16 protein-coding genes are annotated in these 21,643 nt (G+C 33.9%); 14 read left to right on the forward strand and 2 right to left on the reverse strand.

What is annotated here, in order from left to right:
• Positions 1–163: 163 nt before the first annotated feature.
• The 10 genes from NOU10_RS06755 (at position 164) to NOU10_RS06805 (ending at position 13,891) form a co-directional block, all read left to right on the forward strand.
• Positions 164–4,897, forward strand: a complete 4,734-nt coding sequence (locus NOU10_RS06755) for a phage tail tape measure protein (protein WP_255906385.1) — start codon at positions 164–166, stop codon at positions 4,895–4,897.
• A complete protein-coding gene (locus NOU10_RS06760) occupies positions 4,887–5,597 on the forward strand; it encodes a phage tail family protein (protein ID WP_255906386.1) in 711 nt (236 codons plus the stop codon). Before NOU10_RS06755 ends, NOU10_RS06760 begins: the two co-directional genes overlap by 11 nt.
• Positions 5,598–7,712 (forward strand): phage tail protein, encoded by a 2,115-nt coding sequence (locus NOU10_RS09495; RefSeq protein ID WP_370687298.1) that lies wholly within the window; start codon positions 5,598–5,600, stop codon positions 7,710–7,712.
• A gap of 14 nt (positions 7,713–7,726) precedes the next feature.
• Positions 7,727–9,646 (forward strand): CotH kinase family protein, encoded by a 1,920-nt coding sequence (locus NOU10_RS06775; protein WP_255906387.1) that lies wholly within the window; start codon positions 7,727–7,729, stop codon positions 9,644–9,646.
• A gap of 11 nt (positions 9,647–9,657) precedes the next feature.
• Positions 9,658–10,095, forward strand: coding sequence for a hypothetical protein (locus tag NOU10_RS06780; protein WP_255906388.1), 438 nt, complete (start codon positions 9,658–9,660; stop codon positions 10,093–10,095).
• Positions 10,096–10,145: 50 nt separating this feature from the next.
• Complete coding sequence (locus tag NOU10_RS06785) at positions 10,146–10,472, forward strand: hypothetical protein (RefSeq protein ID WP_255906389.1); 327 nt, start codon at positions 10,146–10,148, stop codon at positions 10,470–10,472.
• Positions 10,472–10,831 (forward strand): phage holin, LLH family, encoded by a 360-nt coding sequence (locus NOU10_RS06790; RefSeq protein ID WP_255906390.1) that lies wholly within the window; start codon positions 10,472–10,474, stop codon positions 10,829–10,831. Before NOU10_RS06785 ends, NOU10_RS06790 begins: the two co-directional genes overlap by 1 nt.
• A 1-nt stretch (position 10,832) precedes the next feature.
• Complete coding sequence (locus NOU10_RS06795; protein ID WP_255906391.1) at positions 10,833–11,747, forward strand: GH25 family lysozyme; 915 nt, start codon at positions 10,833–10,835, stop codon at positions 11,745–11,747.
• A gap of 394 nt (positions 11,748–12,141) precedes the next feature.
• Complete coding sequence (locus tag NOU10_RS06800; protein WP_255906392.1) at positions 12,142–13,347, forward strand: ATP/GTP-binding protein; 1,206 nt, start codon at positions 12,142–12,144, stop codon at positions 13,345–13,347.
• A complete protein-coding gene (locus NOU10_RS06805) occupies positions 13,337–13,891 on the forward strand; it encodes an N-6 DNA methylase (RefSeq protein ID WP_255906393.1) in 555 nt (184 codons plus the stop codon). Before NOU10_RS06800 ends, NOU10_RS06805 begins: the two co-directional genes overlap by 11 nt.
• Before the next feature lie 360 nt (positions 13,892–14,251).
• Here NOU10_RS06805 and argH read toward each other — a convergent pair whose 3' ends face one another.
• Together argH and NOU10_RS06815 are read right to left on the reverse strand one after the other, a co-directional pair.
• Positions 14,252–15,634 carry an argininosuccinate lyase gene (argH, locus tag NOU10_RS06810; RefSeq protein ID WP_003701659.1) on the reverse strand — a complete coding sequence of 461 codons (1,383 nt, stop codon included), beginning with the start codon at positions 15,632–15,634 and terminating at the stop codon, positions 14,252–14,254.
• Positions 15,635–15,657: 23 nt separating this feature from the next.
• Positions 15,658–16,869 carry an argininosuccinate synthase gene (locus NOU10_RS06815; RefSeq protein WP_003709272.1) on the reverse strand — a complete coding sequence of 404 codons (1,212 nt, stop codon included), beginning with the start codon at positions 16,867–16,869 and terminating at the stop codon, positions 15,658–15,660.
• Between the two features lie 562 nt (positions 16,870–17,431).
• On the opposite strand from NOU10_RS06815, the gene NOU10_RS06820 reads away from it, so the two are divergent.
• The 4 genes from NOU10_RS06820 to NOU10_RS06835 form a co-directional block, all read left to right on the forward strand.
• Positions 17,432–18,607 carry an aminotransferase class I/II-fold pyridoxal phosphate-dependent enzyme gene (locus NOU10_RS06820; protein ID WP_255906394.1) on the forward strand — a complete coding sequence of 392 codons (1,176 nt, stop codon included), beginning with the start codon at positions 17,432–17,434 and terminating at the stop codon, positions 18,605–18,607.
• A gap of 15 nt (positions 18,608–18,622) precedes the next feature.
• Positions 18,623–19,612, forward strand: coding sequence for a D-2-hydroxyacid dehydrogenase (locus NOU10_RS06825; protein WP_255906395.1), 990 nt, complete (start codon positions 18,623–18,625; stop codon positions 19,610–19,612).
• Positions 19,613–19,630: 18 nt separating this feature from the next.
• Complete coding sequence (locus NOU10_RS06830; RefSeq protein WP_255906396.1) at positions 19,631–20,680, forward strand: PTS sugar transporter subunit IIC; 1,050 nt, start codon at positions 19,631–19,633, stop codon at positions 20,678–20,680.
• Between the two features lie 568 nt (positions 20,681–21,248).
• Positions 21,249–21,643, forward strand: a 395-nt coding sequence (locus NOU10_RS06835; RefSeq protein ID WP_255906397.1) for a hypothetical protein, incomplete at its 3' end; no start/stop codon positions are given.

Here is a 21,643-nt window from a genome sequence, read left to right on the forward strand (position 1 = left end):
ATACATTTGGGATTTCATCAGAAGTCTAGTGCAATCCTATAAATTTTCTATAAATGATGTACTGGATACTGATTTCAACGCTTTGGTTAAGGTTGTATCTAAACCTAAGCAAAAGAAAAAGGTACATTCGCTATTTGAATTTATCGAGAAAGGAGGAGATTAAATGGCAGATGAAGAAGTATTAGGTAAAGTTGCGATTGAGATGGACTTAAAAGACTCTAAATTCAAGAGCCAATTATCTGGTACCAAGCAAGCTATTAAAAATACAATGTCTGAAATGCGGTCAAATATGGCAGTTATGAATGCAGCTGGAAGTAAATATGACGCTTTAGCTGCTAAGCAAAGAGGACTAAATCGTGTTTTAGAAGCTCAAACTAATCATATGAAAGCTTTGCAGAAACAGTATCAAGGATCAATTACTAAGTCAGGTGAATGGACTAGAGCAACAGCTAGATATGCACAACAATATAATGATGCACGTGGTAAGGTTGCTGCATTAAATCAGCAACTTATTCAGAATGCTAAAGCGATGGCAATAGCTAGAACTGAAACCACTGGATTTACTGGTAAATTAAATTCAATGGGGAAAGCTGCAAGTTCAGTAGGCGAAAAACTCACATCATTTGGTAAAAGTGCTACTACTAAAATAACAGCTCCGTTAGCTGCAGGCTTTGTCTATGCTACAAAGTCAGCAGTAGACTTCAATTCTCAAATTCAAGCAATTGGGCCATTACTTACAAATGGTAAAGCTGTTACAAGCAAATATAGAGCAGAACTTCAGCAAATGTCACAAGCATCAATGGATTGGTCAAAACAATATGGAATTTCTACAAGTTCTATAAATGAAGGTATGGCCGAAATGGTTCGTAGAGGTTATAGTGCTGAACAAACATTAGGTGCGATGCCTAGTGTTCTAAATGCTGCTAAAGCATCTGGTGACGATTTTAATACAGTTATGCATACATCGACATCTGTATTGGAACAATTTGGACTACAATCTAAGTCAACTGCTGGAATGCTGAAGAATACCAATCGTGTTACTGATACCCTTACTTTTATTGCAAATAAAACTGCTGCAGGTTTTGCAGATTTAGGGGAAGCGATGACTTATGTAGGGCCAACAGCTCACGCTACTAATATGTCTTTAGAACAGACTGCTGCAGTATTAGGTATCATGGCCAATCGTGGTATTGAAGGTTCAGTTGCTGGTACTGCTTTACGTAGTGCATTAACACGTATGATTAAACCATCTAAACAAAATGCTCAAGGATTTAAAGAGATGGGAATTAATATTGCTGATTTCAAGAAAGGTACTCTGACCTTGCCAAGTATTATTGATAAAATCAAGAAAAATACAAAAGGCTGGACAGATGAGCAACGTTCAGCAGCAATTGCAATGGCTTTTGGTACTGAAGCTCAAGCTGGTATGAATGCTTTAATCTCAGCTGGTGGCGGTGAACTTAGAAAGTATACTAAAGAAGCACAAAACGCATCAGGTACTACATCTAAGATTGCAGATCAATTAAACAATACTGATGCTAATAAAATGGCTAGATTTAAAGAATCTGTTCATGTATTATCTATTGAAATTGGTCAAAAGCTATTACCTGCCTTAACTCCAGTTATCGATAAAGCATCTGAATGGATTGAAAGTTTCTCTAATATGGGCGATGGAATGCAGAAGTTCATCATTTATTCAGCTTTAGCGACTGCAGCAGTAGGGCCTTTGGCTTTAACTTTAGGAACATTGTTAAAGTCAATAGGTAGTATAGCTACTGGAACAGTTAAAATAACTGGTTTCTTTAGAGCATGGAAAGCTGGAGCTGCAGCAACTTCAGCGGTAAATGCTGCTATGGATGCAGGTGCTGTAAGTGCTACAGGTTTAGGAACTGCAGTAAGTGGTGCTAGTGGTGCTTTTTCACTATTAAATCCGTATGTTTTAGGTACTGTTGCAGCAATTGGCTTAGGTGTAGCAGCATATGAATTGTTTGGGAAAAAATTAATTCAATCATCTGAGAGAACTGCTCGCTGGGGGTCAGATGTTGGTGCTACTGCTGATAAAGCTTTAAGTAGTATGCAGAACTCTACTCAACAAATTTCTGATTCATTATCAAATATGGAAGAAGCATCTAGGACAAGCACTGCTAATATGTCTGCAAACTTTTCAAGAGAGTTAGGCACTATCTCTAAAACAGTTCAAACTCGAAAGAAAGAGATTGAAGATGGATTAAAAGGACTAGATGAAGATGTTCAGAAGTCTGTTCTATCAGCTGCTCAAAAAGAGCAAGATAGGTTGAATAAGAACTTACAAGATGCTCAGAAGAACGAAGAACAAGCTCAAAACATCTTAAAGAATCATGGCAATAAAGTATCTCAATTAACAGCTGAACAACGTGCGATGTTGCAAAACTATAATTTGCAAATGCAAGAAGATGAGTTAAATGCTTTGAAGATTACAGGATCTAAGCGTAAAACAATCATGGCTGCATTGAATAATGATGTTAAGAACATGACAACTGCTCAAAGACAAAATGCAGAGAACGAATTAATTGATTATCAACGTAAAGAAGTTAAACATTTTTATGACCAAGCTAAGCAACTTAAGAAAGCTTATGGTGCAAACTCTGCAGAATATAAAGCTGGATATAAAACACTAAGTAAGAACTTGGATGAATCTAGTGCTAAAACAGCTGCAGCATATATTAAAGTGGCCAAAGCTAATCATGAAAGTACTCAAAGCATTAAGCAAGATATGCTTGAGGCTGGATTATCATATAAGAATGGTATGGCTGAGTTACGCAGACAAGCTAAATCAGCTAGTGAAAACACAGGTGTTGTTGTTAAAGAAACAAATAATATGTCCAAATCTATGAAGAGTGCTGCTAAGATGTGGAATAACTTAGTCTTTGATAGCAAAACTGGAGAAGTTCGCACGAATGCTCAAGAAGAGATTAACAAAGCTGTTAAGTCATCTAAAAAGTGGAATCAGATTAAACTGCTTTTAAAAGAAGGTAAGTTAAGCACTAATGCTAAGTCTGAAGTGGCCACAGCTTTAATCTATGCTAAGAAATGGGATAGTCTAACTTGGAAAGAGCAAAAGGCTTTAATTAAAACGGAAGGAACTCAAGACTTTGTTAAGTTACTTGAAGAATCTGGTGAATGGGTTGACTTAAGTTTAGATGTTAAAAATGCAATTATTCACGCTGATGGCAAGAAAGATATTGTAGATGCAATTTTCCAAATGAATTATTGGAATAAGCTCACACCAAAAGAACAAGATATGATTATTCATGATAAAGCATCTAAAAAGGCGATGGAACTTTTAGAAAAGATTCATGAATGGAACAATCTTGACATGAAGACTCAAGAAGCTGTTGTAAATGGGGATAATAAAGTAATTGTTGACCTATTGATGAGACTTGGCCAATGGAATACTTTAACGCTTAAGCAACAACTAGCATATATTGAGGATAAGGGTGCTAAAGAGTTTTACAAATTATTCCACGATACAAAAGAATGGAATAACCTTACTATTGAGCAAAAAGAAGCTATTGTGAATGCTCATGGTAATCAAGAATTGATTCAATCGTTACAAAGTGCAAATCTTTGGAATAGTTTAAGTCTTAAGCAATTAGAAGCTATTTTTGGTGTAAAAGGCAAGGAAGATTTAAACGACGCTTTATTCAAAGCTAATCAATGGGACTCTTTAGACATGAAAGAGAAGTTAGCACAGATTGTTTCTAAAGGTGGCCAAGAACTATATACCACATTATTGGATATGGGAAAATGGAATTCACAACCAGTTGAAGTTAAAGAAGCAATAGTTAACGCTAAAGGTAATGACCAATTGCAACAAGTAATGACAGACTATAATTTATGGGCTGGGTTACCTATCTCATCTTTAAAGGAAATCATTGCTGAAGATAAAGCTAGTGGAAACTTAAAATTAGCTAAAGAAGCATTAGAAGCATGGTCAAGAGCTAATCCAGGAGAGGCAAAGCAAGCCAAAGCCTTAGATCTTGCATCTTTGCAAATGAATACTGCTAAAGCTAGTGTTGATAGATATCGTATTACTGGAACTGGTGGAGCTAAGACAGCATTAGGTGTTAACTATGCATCACAAGCCTTTGATAGTGCTAAGGGTAGTGTTGATAATTATCGAAAGACTAGCCCAGGTGCTCCAAAGAATGCGATGGGTTATGACCAAGCTAGTGGAGCCTTTAACCGAGCTACTGCAGGAACTAGAACATGGAAAGGAACATCAGCTGGTGGTGCTAAAACTGCTAAAGCTATTGATAATGCTAGTGGCCCAGCTAATGCAGCTACAAGTAGTGTTAGGAATTTCTCTAGTCAGAAAGATCATACAGTTACGTTAACAACCATATTCAAGAGCATTACAAAGAAGATTTTTAAAAATGCTAAAGGTACTAACTATCACCCTGGTGGAATGATGATGGTTAATGACCAGAAAGGTAGAACATTTAGGGAATTAGTTCAGTTGCCAACTGGTGAGTCATTTATTCCACAAGGGCGAAATGTTATGTTTGACGCTCCACGTGGGACTAAAGTTTTAAGAGCATCTGAAACTGCTAAGAAATTTCCAGGCTTAAAGCAATATGCAAAAGGTACTATTGCAAAACCTACATTGAACTCAAACATGCAAGTATTCCAAGCAAGTACAAGCGTTCAAGACAATGCATCTAATATCATTGTTGCTAACTCTACAGATACCAGCGTTTTAGAAAAACAGATGAACCAAATGATAGGATTATTAACTGCAATTCTATCTAAGGAACAGTCGGTAAGCTTGAATGGCCAAAGCATTGGTAAATTTGTAGATAATTATCAATCTAAGAGTATATCTCTAGAAGAACGGGGTGTTTATAGTGGAACTTAGATCTGTAAAGATAGATGGAGTAGATTCTAACAAAGCTTATAAGTTAGCTATTTCAAATGCGATGATTGGTTATCCAGACAAAACCAAAACTAGAATTAGAATTCCAAACTCTAATATCTACTATGATTATGAGAAAGTATTTGGTGATTTGTATGAAGAGCGTACTTTAGAATATGATTTCTTGGTAATGATGCCAAATGCTTTATCAGAAGAAGATATGGAATATATCAAGTCACAAGTTATTAATTGGTTAACACCAGGTGTTGAGCATAGAATTGAAGATACTGCTATTCCATTTTATTACTTTATTGGCGAAATTAGTTCAGCTCCAGAGTGGTCACAAGATAATGGCTATGGCACACTGAAAGTCAAAATCAATTGCTATCCTTACAAGATTTCAGTTGATGATATGGCTGATGATTTGTGGGACTCATTTGACTTTAACAACGATGTAGCTCAATTCTTAGAGTTTGAAGTCAATAAGGAAACAACCGAAAGGATATATAATGCTAGTTCAACTGCTGTATCACCTAAATTGATTGTGACTGGTAATGTAACGGTTGAAGCACATGGTGAAAAGGTCACTCTAAATGCCGGAACCTACACAGAAACCGAAATCAAGTTAAATGTTGGTTGGAATGATATTAAGTTATCTGGCAATGGCACAATCAAGTTTTCGTTTCATAAGGAAGTGTTGTAAGTGTATCTAGTAAAGATTAGGAATGGCGATGAAACTACCGTCATTCATGGAACTAAAAATAATACTTTGGGCGATGCTAAGGTATCTATGACAGTTAGTGCTGCATCATCTTTTACATTTATAATTTATCCAAACAACACTGGATATTTTAAGTTAAGAGAATGGACGACTTATATCGATGTTACTCAATCAGGTAAATACATCTTTCGTGGACGTGTAATCGCAGTAGATCCCAAGCATAACGAAGATGGAACTTTTTACAAAGAAATAACATGCGAGTCAGCTATGGCTTATCTAAACGACTCTATTTTGAGTTGGGAAAAAGTAGATAAGAAACCAGCTGACTTTTTTGTTGAATTGATTAACGAACATAACAAGCAAGTAGTTGATGCTGAGAAACAATTTAAGATTGCTGAAAACTCAGTTACTAATAATACCAATAATTTATATTGTTATGTTGAGGATGGAATTAGCATTCTTGAAGAGATGAAAAACGATCTTCTGCAAAACGAAGATTTAGGTGGAGAAATTTCAATTGATTATCGAAAAGACGGAAACTACATATCCTGGACTAGAGATAAAAAGGTTAAAGGACAACAAGTAATAAAGTTGGCCAAAAATTTAAAGACCTTATCTGCCAAGCCAGATATTTCTAAAACTTGTTCAGTATTGTATCCATTTGGTGCCACTAAGGAAGTTCCAGTCGATCAAAAGAATGATGAGAAGACTAATGAAGTTTCAACACCACGAATTAATATATCAAGCGTCAATAATGGTAAAAACTACATTGAAGACCCTGAATTGATTAAAGCAATTGGTAGAGTATCTAATACTAAGACTTGGGAAAACATCAAGGAACCTAAAAATCTTCTGGCCAAAGCCCAAGAGTATCTTAAGACTATGCGAAACTATCGTATAGCTTATGAGTTAGATGCAGTAGACTTACAACCACTTGGATTAGCTGTTGATTCGTTTGAATGTGGTAACTATTATCATGTAATCAATCCAGTAATTAATGTAGATGAGTGGTTACGTTTAGTCGGTGTAACAATTAATTTGAACAAACCACTAGAGTCAACGCTGACTGTTGGTGATCAAGTCAAGAGATTAGTTGATTACAGTATGGATAATATCCAAACTGAACGTAATTTGAAACGCTTATCAGCAGAGCAACAAGTTTTAAAACATCAAAATAACATGCTGATTGATGAAAATAATCAGCTAAAACAAACAATCATTAAACTTTGGAACGATATTTTGTCAAAACAAGAATCTAACGACAGTAGTGGGTCAGCTTGGAACTGGCCATTTAAACCACCAGCTACAATTCGTTTTGACGGTGCTCAATTATTTGGTGTTAATCCAGGTGGCGAATTTAGACCTAATGGCTTTCACGATGGTTTGGACTTTGGTTCAGTAAACTGGCCAGGATCAGAAGTTAAAGCTATTCATGATGGAACAGTAACTTTAAAAGGTGCTATGGATGGATTAGGAAACTATTTTGTCACTAATGGTGACGGTTTTAATATCGTGTATCAAGAAGCTTTTGGTTCAGCGAGTGATATTAGAGTTAACATTGGCGATCATGTAAAAGTTGGGGATGTTGTAGGAATCAGAACAACTGACCATTTGCACGTTGGTGTTACTAAGCACGACTTTAATGCTGCTTTAGGTTCAGCATTTAGTAATAATGGAACCTGGCTAGATCCTAAAAAGTTGATTGAAGATGGATTAAAAAACAACATGGGAACAACACAACCAGTCAATGGCGACTGGGGGCCAGTTATTCGAAATGCTGCTACTAAGATGAAAGTCAATATAAGCGACGATGATGTAAATCGAATTAAAGCACTGATTGCTAATGAATCTGGTGGAAATCAGACCGTAACTCAACAAGTTTGGGATCAGAATATGGCAGCAGGCACACCAGCTCAAGGACTATTGCAATATGTTCCTAGTACATTCAATGCATATGCAGTTGATGGCCATAGGAATATTAAGAGTGGCTTTGACCAACTGTTAGCATTCTTTAACAACTCAACATGGTCAAGTGATATTAGCTTGCACGGTTGGGGGCCAAATGGTTCTAAACGTTTCGATAAGATACCAGCTTAGAAAGGAGAAACAAAATGAATAATTACGCTAATTCACGTTGGAAAGAGCGTGGATCTTTTAGTAAGGATATCTTGCATTCATATCAAGATATCGTAGATGCCATTCGAACAGCTCCATATGGGATTGATACTCGTGAAGCTATGGCTCAAATGCTCATTTTTCTATATTCAGCAACACAATCTGTTGGCGATAATTTAGATTTGGATATGTCTCCAACTGATTCTTTTGGGACGTTGCAAGAATTGAAACAAAAATATCCAAATGGTCAAAAAGGTGTCTATGTTATTCAAGAAAACGGTAAATGGTATTTCTGGTCAGAACTTGATGAAGTTTGGAAAGAAGGTGGGGTCTATCAAGCATCAGCTCCAATTGATGATATTAGAAAAGTAGATGCTAAAGCTACTCAGAATTCGATAAAACTCAAAACTTTGCTTGATAATTTCACACAAGAAGTAGACGAAAGAAAGAAAATAGATGCAGATTTGATTGATAAAGCAGCATCATATCTAACAGCACTTGAGCTCAAAGAAGTTCGACTAAAGGATAATGATAATAATCTACTTTGGGACGGTAATAATTACGCGACTGGTAGTGTTTATCTTCCTAAGACAGATAAAACAGGAATTGAAGAAGGTGTACCAGTTGATAGCTCGATTATAGGATATACATTCCTAGGACATTTAGAGGAATATGGATTGCCAGTTTTGAAAATTAAACATGAAAAAATTCCATATTTAGTAAATAAACAGTCTGGCAAATTAACAGATGTAGTATATTCATATAATTCTTCTAAAAATTCAATTGGCATTAGTTCTGTTGATGAAGATGGAGAACTTTCTGAAATTAAAGTTCAAGGTAGTTCTTCAGTTCTTTATCCAAAAAAGAATTACACTATTAAATTTAAAAATAACAAGTGTTTAAAACCTGAATGGGGCTATCACAAAAAATACGTTCTAAAAGCTGATTGGATTGATCCTTCTCATTTAAGAAACGAGTTTGGGGCTTATATGTGGTATCTGCTTAGAAAACGCAAGTTTACAAGTGATTATGAGTTGCAGAATGATAATGGAGAAACATTAATCGATAATTCAGGTAATAATTTATCAGGAGAAACTAGAGTTAATTTCTTAGGCCCTAGATGTGGAGCGATAGACTCTTTTCCAATATTAGTTGTAATAAATGGTGTATATCATGGATTGTATAGCCTAACCATTCCTAAGGATGATTGGATGGCAGGGATGGGTAGTGGCAAGAAAGAAGCTATTGTTTCAGCTGGTAAACCATCTAAGGCAACTAGATTTGAAAGTTTAGCTACATTAGATTCAAAAGGTAATCTATCTGGAGATGATTTTGAAGTAGAATACGTTTCTGATGAAGATAATCAATCATGGGTTGCTAAAAGTTTGAATAATATGATTCAAGAAATAATAGACGCTGATAGCAAAGATGATATAACCCTATTAGATATTGATTCGGCGATTGACTATTTAATATTTTGTCTATACGCAGAAAATACAGATGGTTTCAGTAAGAATTTTCTATTAGATACTTGGGATGGAAATAAATGGTTTGTGACTGCTTATGATATGGATGGCACATTCGGTATGATGTTTGATGGAAAAGTAATGCTTTCTCCATGGGATTATGGTATCAACCAAATTAGGACAACAAATAAACTTTTTGACAAATTGATAAAATTATTCAATCAAGAGATTAAAGATGAGTGGAATAAATTACACAATTCTTACTTAAATGAAAGCATTATCTATTATTTAATTTCAAACAAGGCTAAAGATATACCACAAGCGGCAATTGATGCTGATAGAACAAGATGGCCTGGATTGCCAGGAACAACAATGAATAACTTGAATCAAATTCTACAATGGATATCTATACGGACGCAATTTCTACAAAATGAATTTAACACAATTTAGGAGGAATAAAAATGGCAAACTTTACAATTAACTCACTTTCACAAGGGAATTTAGCTGATACAGATAATTTCATTAAATCAAATAGCAATGGTCTGTTGACAAAAGCTTCATACGGAGATTTAAAAAAGGATATTTTAAATAACATTGTTTTACCAACAACTGTACAAGGCGAGAATAAAATTGGAATTGGATATTTTAATATCGATACTGTAAACAGTTTTACGCGAACTTATGGAAAAGTTAAAACTATCATTTTTAAAGGAACTGCTACAGCAAGGATTCCACAATGGACTATTCTTGGACAAACCGAGTTTAATTTAGGCGTAGGCCGAACTTTGCCGATTCCAGGCAACAGTAAGTTGCAATTATCAAATAATGATGTTAGAAATGTAGTTGAAATTCAACAAGGCGAAGAAGTTTCATTCTATGTAACTATGGTTATGCCATAGATTTAAATATTAAACATAGCGGTGGGTGGGAGGAAATAGGAGATGGTTATGTGCATACATTACTAGGATATTCATGGGCAGAAATTGCGTCAATCTTGGCGGTTATTTCCGTCCTTTTTAGTGGAGTTTATTGGTTAATAAATCATGGCAGTAAGGCTTTTAATAAGAACTTTAATAAGAACATTAATTCAGTGTTACAACCTTTTTGGGAACAATTGAAAAAGTTGAATACTAACATTCAAAAGTTATATGTTAGTATTGACAAACAACAAGCTAATTTTGAACGATTAGAAAAACGTGTAGACGAACATGATAGGAGACTAGACAGACATCACGAACGTATCAAGAGCTTATTTGAAAGAAAGGAAAATGAATAATGAAAGTTATCAATGACATTGTTGAATGGCTAGTACAGACTGGTTTATTATCTGTACTGGCTATTTTTTTACTTAAGCAATTAAAGCCGATTTTAGACAACAAGGCTGAGCATGCATCCACCGAACAATCAAAGGCTTTGTGGACGTTGCTTGAGCAAGTAGCAGACATGGCAGTTACAAGTCTTGTTAGTCAAGATAAGAGTGGACGTGAGAAGTTTGATGAAGCAAGCATGATTGTGAACGATGTGATGAAGAAACAAGGTTACAAACTTGACTCACAAACAATTCACACCGCCGTTCAATCTGCTTATGAGAAGTCGGAATTAACACCAACAGTTAAGATTAAGGAGGATAAATAACATGGTTATGTACACAGTAGACGTTTACTCAGGTTCTGATGATAACATCATTCGTGACCCACACGCTCAAGGAGTAATTGTAAAGGCTACTCAAGGCACAGGATACGTTAATCCTAAATGTAATCACCAATGGGACTTAGCAGGACAATTAGGCAAAAAACGTGGCTTATATCATTACGCTGGTGGTGGTAATCCAGTAGCAGAAGCACAATATTTTATCAATAATATCAAGAATTATGTAGGTCAAGGTATGTTAGTGATTGACTGGGAAGGTTACCAAAATTCAGCTTGGGGAAATACCAACTGGGTTCGTCAATTTGTAGATGAAGTACACCGCTTAACTGGTGTTTGGTGTGTGATTTATGTACAAGAATCTGCATTAAATCAAGTATCCAACTGTGCCAAAGATTGTGCGGTTTGGGTAGCCAAGTATGCATCTATGAACTGGAACTCCTGGACTGTGCCTAATATGTCTGTATCTAGTGGGGCTTTTGGTTCTATTGCTGGCTGGCAGTATACTGGCGGCGATATGGACCGTTCAATCTGGTATCTAGATGCAAATGCTTGGGATAAGTTTGCTAAACCTGGGACAAAGCCACAAACAGAGACACCTAAACCAGTTCCAGCTCCTAGCCAAAACAATGCTAAGTATGACTCATGGACTGATGACTTAGGTGTGAAGTGGTACAAAGAAGATGGCAAGTTCACAGTAACAGTTGATGAAGGTATTATCCTACGTTGGGGAGCCACAACTAAGTCTGCTAAAATTGGTGTTCTGCCAAAGGGTTCAGTTGTTAAGTATGATGCTTTCTGCCACTCTGGTGGATATGTGTGGATCAGACAACCAAGAGGCAACGGGTATGGCTACTTGGTTTGTCGTGATGGCCAAGGTAATCCGTTCGGTACGTTCAAATAGTCTTGATAGCAGGAGTGTTTGCTTGTATATTTACTTGTAACAGACCTAGATTCTATGTAGGTATAACATTTTTAAAATTGAAATATAAACCAAAGGACTTCTAACTATCGGGTTAGAGGTCCTTTTTTTTGCGTAAAGAAAGGAGATATGCTTATGGTTTGAGATTTAGAGTTTGAGATATTAGGAATGTTTGTTGTTCAATTAAATCAAAGGAAGGATGATTTTTAAACTGTATGATTAAAAATATAAATTGTCAGATTCAATGTGATATATATATTTAAGTGTTATAATATTTTGCTATTTTTCGATTTTCTGTTAGTTTAAAACAAAAAAAGTGTTTAAAGTAACAAAAAAATAACATATAATAGTATTAAAGATTATGGAGGGTTTTATCATGAAAGAACTTAACAGATTAACTTTTTTAGGGATAACGATAAAAAGGCATCCTTTATTTGATGAAAAAGTAGATTTTTTTGTTACTAATGAACAACGTGTATACCAAGATAATAACAAACAGTTAACAAATTTATTAGGAACTTTATGGGTTAATAATTTGATTGCTTTAGTTGGTAGAAATGCCACTGGGAAAACAACAATTTTGAAAATGGTAATCGGTGCATTATCGTTATTACTACAAGATAAATCAATTTCTCAAACTAGATTAAATGATGTATTGGTAGGAAAAGACCCCATCGAAATTATTACTTACTTTTACGGAAACGATAGGAAGGTCTTTAGAGATAAGATCACTTTTATAAGAGGTGATGAGGGAGAATGGAAAATTGATTCAGAAAGAATTTATTCCAAATCAATTTCGTCTAGAATAGCTAGAAAAGATTTATTAGTATTTGAAGATGATTCGCTTATATATGATCGCAATGAAATTGGTGACGTTGCTCTAAACGTTTTAGCTGATGATGATTCAATTTTTAGGATTGTGAGAAAATCGGGGGAGTATCAGGCCCAAGATATTGTTGATACGCTAATATTCACCAATATGAATGCTTTATTTTACGAAGGTGGGGATGTTCCTTCAGAGATTTTAGAATACTTAGATCCTACAATTGAATATCTCAAAATTGAAAATAAAAGAATAGACACACATAAATTTCAGGCGTTTTATCGTTTGAAATTTAAAGGCAGAAGCAATGAAATAACAGACACGAACTTTGCAACGATTGAAAAATACTTATCATCTGGTACAGCTAAAGGTGTTACATTATACGGGAACATAGTGAAAACCCTTAAAAAAGGCGGGATTATTTTTATCGATGAATTAGAAAATCATTTTAATCATACAATCGTTAGAACTTTTATTGAATATTTTGCAAATAAAAAGATAAATAAAAATCATGCTACGCTGATATTTAGCACCCATTATTCAGAAATTTTAGAAGATTTTGATCGTGGTGATGAAATTTACATTGCTAAACGTGATAATAAAATACATTTACAACGATATTCAAGTGCAAATGTAAGAAATGAATTAAATAAAGCTGATGTATTTGACTCAGATTACCTTGGTGGTACAGTACCTAAATATGATTCTTACATGAACTTAAGAAAAGCAACAGAGAAGGTAATTAATAATGAACAATAAAGGTTTGATTATTGCTATACTTGCTGAAGGTAATGCTGAACGAGCAATTATTAATGTATTATTAGAACATGACGCACTTGTTTTCAATAAAGAAAAATTGCTACAAGAGGAAGTTTTACGTGTTAGGAACGCGAAAACATTTGCCAAACAATACCTTAATAAAGGAATGGATAAAAAAGTAAAAATATATCGTGTTTTAGATTCGCCTAAGGAAAATTTTAAATTACCTAAAGCATATGAAAAAAAGATTGATAGCATTGTTAATGTTCACACTAAACCAGAAATTGAAATACTACTAGTTTTATATTATGGTGACTATAACAAATTTAATCAATCTAATTTAAAACCTAGTTCTTTTGTTAAAGAGAACTATAAAAAAATAGCGAACGTGAAGTCTTATGATACTGTTTTTAATTTTTGGAATAAAAATTTTTCAGATTTGCTAGATGTTTTAAAAAAGTACAAAAGTATGCATAAGGATGATACAACAATTTATGATCTTTTGAAGGATAATTTAAAATACAACTGTAAAGAGATTGTTTAATGCTTGGACTACTTATTTTGCATAGGCTATGCGGTTGGTCGTTGTTTCTACAACGACTTTTACATACTTGTCCGCTTTCTATTTTGAAAGCAGCTTTTTATTTATCGAAAATCTACTGAACGGCTACCGTATTAACTAAAAATCTACCGTATTTTTGTTAAAATCGTTGTACTAAAAACTGAAAGATTTTTTATTATTCTTAGAAAAAAGACACCTTGTTTCTACCTAATTATATAAGTAGAGGCAAGGTGTCTTTTTTTTGCTAACATTCTTCTCAAACTTTCTTAGTATGCAAAAAGTATGCACTTTTTAAGTGTTTATCCAACAGAATGTTTTAGATAAAGGAATTACAATGAAAGATTATAAATTAAGTTGTTTTTTAGCGTTTTTAATTTGTAGTTTTACTTGATCAAAACCAGTACCACCAAGTGAATGGCGACGTTGAACTGCAACTTTAGATTGTAGGAATTGGTAAATATCCTCACCAATTTCGCTGTTAATTTCTTTGTATTTTTCAAGAGGAATATCTGATAAAGTTGTATTATTTTCAATTCCTTCAAATACTAATTGACCTACGATAGCATGAGCTTTTCTAAATGGAATACCTTTAGTTGCAAGATAATCGGCTAATTCAGTAGCGTTAGAAAAGTCATGTTCAGTTGCATGTAGCATCTTATCTTTATTAACAGTTAGTGTATCTAACATACCAGCAAAAATCTTTAGACTAGGAATAACAGTTTTAACTGCATCAAAGACTCCTTCTTTATCTTCTTGCAAGTCTTTGTTGTAGGCTAAAGGCAAACTCTTCATAGTTGCGAGTAGAGCAGTTAGATGCCCATAAACACGTCCAGATTTTCCACGAATAAGTTCGGCCATATCAGGATTTTTCTTTTGAGGCATAATTGAAGAACCAGTAGAATATTTATCTGATAATTCAATATAGCCGAATTCGTATGAGCACCAGAGAATAATTTCTTCACAAAAACGTGATAAGTGCATCATGAGAATTGAGGCGTTACTTAGAAATTCTAGGACAAAATCACGGTCGGAAACAGCATCTAAAGAATTAGCATAAATATTATCGAAGTCTAATTCTTTGGCGGTAAATTCTCTATCAATAGGGAAAGTTGTACCAGCTAATGCTGCGGCTCCTAATGGCGAAATGTTAGTATGCTTTTTATTGAATTCGAAACGTTCAATATCTCTTTGGAACATTTGATAATATGCCATGAGGTAATGACCATAAGAAATAGGTTGAGCATGTTGCAAATGTGTATAACCAGGCATAACAGTTTCAACATTTTCTTCGGCTTTCTTTACAATAACTTTTTGGAGATTTTTAATTTCATCGATCACGATTTCTAAACGATTTTTCAAATATAAATGTAGGTCAGTAGCTACCTGATCATTACGGCTTCTAGCAGTATGAAGCTTTCCAGCAACATCGCCAATTTCTTGAGTTAGAAGGGACTCCATATTCATATGAATATCTTCTAGTTCAGTAGAAAAAGTTAATTCTCCATTAGCTAATTTGTCTTGTAAAATATGCAAACCAGCGATGATTTTATCAGCATCATCAGCAGATAAAATATTAGTATGTTTCAACATTTTTACGTGTGCTAATGAGCCTTCTAAATCTTCATAAGCCATGTGCTTATCAAATGAGATTGAAGCACCGAATTCATCAACTAACTTACTGGAACCTTCTTGGAAACGTCCACCCCACATTTTTTTAATCGCCATAGATCAATTATCTCCTTTACTAATTACTTATTGTTTTTCTCATTTTGTTGCATAACTTCAGCATAAACTTGTGTTGGTAATCCCCATAATTTGATGAAACCAGCTGCAGCTTCTTGGTCGAATTGATCAGCAGAAGTATAAGTAGCCAATTCTTCGGAATATAGAGAGTTAGGGGATTTTCTACCTTCGCAAATAACGTTACCTTTGAATAATTTAACTCTAACTACACCATTAACAACTTTTTGAGTTTCTGCTAAGAATGCTTGAATAGCGTCCATTAAAGGTGAGAACCAAAGGCCGTTGTAAATTAGTTCGCTTAATTTTTGTTCAATAATTGGTTTGAAATGAGCTAAATCTCTTTCGTGAGTTAAATCTTCCATATCCTTATGTGCAGCTAAAAGTACGGTTGCTGCTGGACATTCATAAACTTCTCTTGATTTAATACCAACAAGTCTATTTTCAACATGGTCAATTCTACCAATACCATGTTTACCAGCTAATTTATCAAGTTTCATGATAAGTTCTTCAAGTGGTAATTCTTCACCATCTAGCTTAGTTGGAACACCTTTGTCAAAAGTAATTTCAATAACATCAGGTGTGTCAGGAGTATCTTCTAGAGCAACTGTTCTGTCATAAGCATCAGCAGGTGCAGATTGCCATGGATCTTCTAAAATACCACATTCATTTGCTCTACCCCAAAGGTTTTCGTCGATAGAGTATGGACTCTTCTTAGAGATAGGAACGGGAATGCCATTTTCTTTAGCGTATTCAATTTCTTCTTCTCTGGACCAATGTAAATCTCTGATAGGATCTTCAATTTTCATTTCAGGCACTAATGCATGGATTCCAACTTCAAAACGAACTTGATCATTTCCTTTACCAGTACATCCATGTGCAATAGCTGTTGCACCATGTTCTTTAGCAACTTCAACAAGTTTCTTTACAATTAAAGGACGAGATAAAGCAGATACTAAAGGATATTTGTTTTCATAGTAAGCATGACCTTGTAATGCTGGAAGAACGTATTCTTCTGCAAATTCGTGCTTAGCATCAATAACGATTGATTCAACTGCACCGACTTTTAAGCCTTTTTCTTTAATAGCTTCTAAATCTTTTCCTTCGCCGACATCGATACAACATGCAATAACGTCATAACCTTTATTCTTTAACCAAGCAATTTCAACTGATGTATCTAAACCGCCAGAATATGCTAAAACAACTTTTTCTTTTTCCATGTAAATTCCTCTTTTCATAAAATTAAAATATTCATAATCTATTCATTGACTACACTATACATGTATTTTTAATAAAAATCAATAAAAAGTGTAAAAATAATCAAAAATATTCATTTTTAATCACTTTTATGTATTAAATATACATATAAACTTATGGTGGATGATGTGATTTATAAAATTAAATGTGAAAATAATTAATTTTAATGTTGACTTTTTAATCTTACATGAGTATATTATAGGTATTCAATTTGCTAAGGAGATTTTATTATGAAATTAGAGATTAAAAATCAACTAAAATTGAATAATTCTTATTTTTACTTTCGCTTTTGGAAGCAGTGATTGTATTCACAGAAATGCGGGTACAAGCACTGAGCAGGAATTAAATGTTTGTACCTGTGAGTTCTAAGCGAAAGCTATTTTGTAGCACAGATAATTAGATCTCGCAGATTAATCTGAGGGATAGCTAATTATCTTAATTAACCTAAGATAACTAAATTTAGAGAATAGTAGCCCTCGAGGATTAAACATCTTCGGGGGCTTTTTTTTGAAAGGAAGATCCAATATGGTAGATTTAACAAAATATATGAAGAAAGAATTAGAATTAGTTAAGCCATCTGAAATTTTGGCATTTGCTCAATATAGTAACAAAATTCCGAATATTACAAAGTTCACAGTAGGAGAACCAGATTTTAATACTCCAGAGCACATTAAAGAAGCTGCTATTGCGGGGGTTAAAGCCAACCATTCTCACTATGCTCCTTCAAATGGAACGCTTGGTTTAAGAAAAGCTGCAGCTAATTTCTTAAAAGAAAGATATGGATTGAAATATAATCCTGAAAATGAAGTGATTGTAACAAATGGTGCAACTGAAGCTATTTATACAGCTTTGACTTCAGTATTGAATCCTGGGGACAAAGTTGTAGTACCAACTCCAATTTTCCCATTATATATTGCTGATGCTTTATTAGTAGGTGCAGAACCAATTCTTGTTGATACATCTAAGAATGGATTTAAATTATCAGCTGACATGTTAAAAGAGGTGTTAGATGAACATGGTGATGATGTCAGAGTAGTAGTCTTAAATTATCCTTCTAATCCAACTGGTGTTACATATAGTCAAGAAGAATTGGATGAACTAGCTGATGTTATACGTGATAAACCAATTTTTGCTTTGTGCGATGAAATATATAGCGAATTATGTTATGACCAAGAACATGCATCATTAGCTAAAAGTCTACGTGAACAAGCAATTGTATTGAATGGTGTATCAAAATCACATGCAATGACAGGGTATCGAATTGGTATTATGACTGCACCTGCAGAGATAACGCAACAATTATCTAAAATTCATCAATTTACAATTACTACGACAACGGCAATTGCTCAAGATGCAGCCCAAGAAGCCTTTGAAAATGGCTTGAATGATAGTCAAGAAATGAAGAAAGAATATCAAGCAAGACGTGATTATCTATATTCAAATTTAACTAAATTAGGATTTGAATGTGCTAAGCCTCAAGGAGCATTCTATATTTTCGCAAAAATTCCAGCTGGTTTAGAACAAGATGATAAGAAGTTTATTTATGACTTAGCCGAAAAAGCAAAAGTAGCAGTAACTGCTGGCTCTTTCTTCGGTAAAGGTGGAGAACACTATATCCGTTTAAGCTATGCAACAAGTATGGAAGAAATAAAAAAAGGTGTAGCTCGAATTGCCAAGTATGTTGAAGAAGAAAGTAAATAAAACGAGGTAAGATAGATGAAAAAAATTTTGATGATGTCAGTACGTGAAGATGAAAAGGAAGCTATTGAAAATTGGAGTGAACGACATCCTGATGTGGAAGTTGGAATTGATGAAGGTGAGCTACATGCTGATACAGTAGCTAAACTTAAAGGTTTTGATGGTGTTGTTATTCAACAAAGAAGTTTAGTTGAAGATGAAGTATACGCTGAATTGAAGAATCTAGGATTAAAGCAAATTTCTACAAGAACTGCTGGATATGATGTAATTAATGTTGATTTAGCTCATAAGAATGGTTTGAAAGTAACGAATGTACCTGCATATTCATCAAGATCAGTTGCAGAATTAGCCTTAGCACATACCATGCGATTAATTCGTAATTTAGAATTGTTTGATGAAAGAGCTGAGGAACAAGATTTTAGATGGATTGGACTTAAAGGAAAAGAAATCCATACTTTGACAATTGGGATAATCGGTGCTGGTAGAATTGGTGGTACTGCAGCTAAATTATTTAATGCTTTAGGTGCTAAAATAATTGCTTATGATATTAAGCCAAATCCAGAATTAAATGAGGTTTTGACTTATAAATCATTGAACGAAGTGTTACAAGAATCAGATGTTATTAGTTTACATGTCGACTTGAATGAAACAACCAAAGGATTAATTGGAAGTGAAGAATTGGCATTAATGAAACCAACTGCATTTCTAATTAATGAATGTCGTGGCCCAGTTGTAGATACAGATGCTCTAATCGCTGCTTTAAAAAATAAGAAGTTAGCAGGAGCAGCTTTAGATACACTTACAGGCGAAGAGAATTTCTTTAATTTTGATTTACGTGGTAAAGAATTACCAAGTGAGCAATTAAAAGAATTAAGAGCGATGAATAATGTTATTTTGACACCGCATGTTGGCTTCTATACTAATGTTGCCGTTCAAAATATGGTTGATATTAGTTTAGATGATGTATTAGCTATTATTTCAGAGAAAAGAAGTGACCATGAAATTTAATAAAATGAGGTAAAGGATATGAATAAAAAGATTAGCTTAAAAACAGGGACAATGAATATTTTAAATGGTATTAGTATGGGCGTTGTGGTAGCTTTAATTCCTTCTGCATTAGTTGGTCAGCTGATGAAAGCTCTAATGGGAGTAATGCCACACGTTGCAAGTCAAGTAATTAGTATTACTAGTTTTGCTGCAAGTTTGCTACCTGCAATGGCTGGATTCTGTGTGGGATATCTCTTTAAAATGAATATGATTCAAATGAGTTCAATTGCAGCAGCCGCAACAATTGGATCAGGTGTAGTGAAGAAAGCTGGGACAACTTATGTTCTTGCTGGAACAGGCGATGTAATTAATGTTGCAGTAACAATTACATTTGCAGTAATCATTGCTAGTGTTATTGGAAATAAATTGAAGAATTATACAGTTCTGTTGATGCCAGTTCTTGTCTTAGTATTGGGTGGGGGATTAGGATTAATGACTCTTCCTTATGTCAAATTAGTGACAGGATTTGTGGGAGCGATGATAAAGACTTTTACAATTCTTCAACCAGTTTTGATGGGGACATTGATGGGGATATCATTTGCAGTTTTAATTGTATCTCCAATCAGTTCAGTGGGAATAGCAACTGCAATTGGGATAAGTGGAATTTCATCTGGTTCAGCTAATCTAGGAATTACAGCTGGAGCTTTTACATTGGCAATTATGGGAAGTTCAGTTAATAGTTTAGGAACAATACTCGCTCATTTTATTGGAACTCCTAAAATTCAAATGGGAAATATGTTGGAAAGGCCAAAATTATTTATTCCAGTAATAATTAGTTCAGGAATTATGGGAGCTTTGGGAGCCATTTTTAAAATTCAAGGAACATCTATGAGTGCGGGCTTTGGATTTGCTGGATTAATTGGGCCGATGACAGCGTATGAGCAAATGTCCCCAGGAGTAAGCAGTATAGTTTTAATAACGATGTTATTTGTAATATTACCGATTATTTTAGGTTTAATAATGAAATATATTTTTGTTGGGGAAAATAAACTTGTTGTAGCCAAAGATTTGTTGATAAAAACTGAATAATAATTTATATAAAACTCGTATCTGAAAAATTCTATTAGATCATACAGATACGAGTTTTTTAGCTATTTAGATGATGGTAATAATAGTAACAAAAAAATGAGATAATTCGGATTTATATATTTAATAATTAATGATAATTATAAGAAACAAAGTTATTATTATAAATAATATTTTTTTTGATTTATATTATATTTTTTAATGATTTTATAGGTTAATAATAACTTATATATTTAATTTATAATTGTATTTAATTTTATTTTTAAGTTTATTTTTTGTGTTTTTATACATATTAATGATATATTCTGCTTAAATATAAAAAAACACTATAAAAATGTGTGTGGGGGGAAGGATAAATAATATTATTAGTAATAATTTTTTTGATAATGAGTATTGAATTTGACTTTTAAATTTTATAAAATATATACAGCAATTTGATTTGCTATAAAAATTTAAGCGGTAAAATTATAACTTTTATAGTAGATAAAGAAGGTGGATATAAGCATAAAAGGATACTTATTGAGAGGATTTAAATTAAATATTATATGCTTGATGAAAGGTAAGGGAAAAGATGTTAAGAGATAATTTGAATAGACAATTAAAGTATTCTATTAGAAAAAAGAAGAACGGCGGGGGTGCTGCCTCTTTTATTGTAGGAAGTGTTATTTTTGGTGGTCTAATGATAGGGAATGCTATAAATGCAAATGCCGATGAAGTAACGACACCTTCTACAAGTGGTAATGCAGCTGTAAATTCTAATAAAATAAATGAAAATAAAGATATCAGTGGTAAGGAAGTAACTTTATCTAAACCAAATACTGTAGAAACTACTGCAAATCAGAAGGAAGATCCTTCTGCGGTAAGAAGTGATAATGTAGTAAGTACACCAACGATGAATCAAAATAAAAGTGGCTCTACAGAAAATAGCGAAAATCCAGTAGATCCTACAAATGAGAAACAAACAAC

It is taken from the genome of Ligilactobacillus sp. MP3 (assembly GCF_024436335.1).
Lineage (GTDB): Bacteria > Bacillota > Bacilli > Lactobacillales > Lactobacillaceae > Ligilactobacillus > Ligilactobacillus salivarius.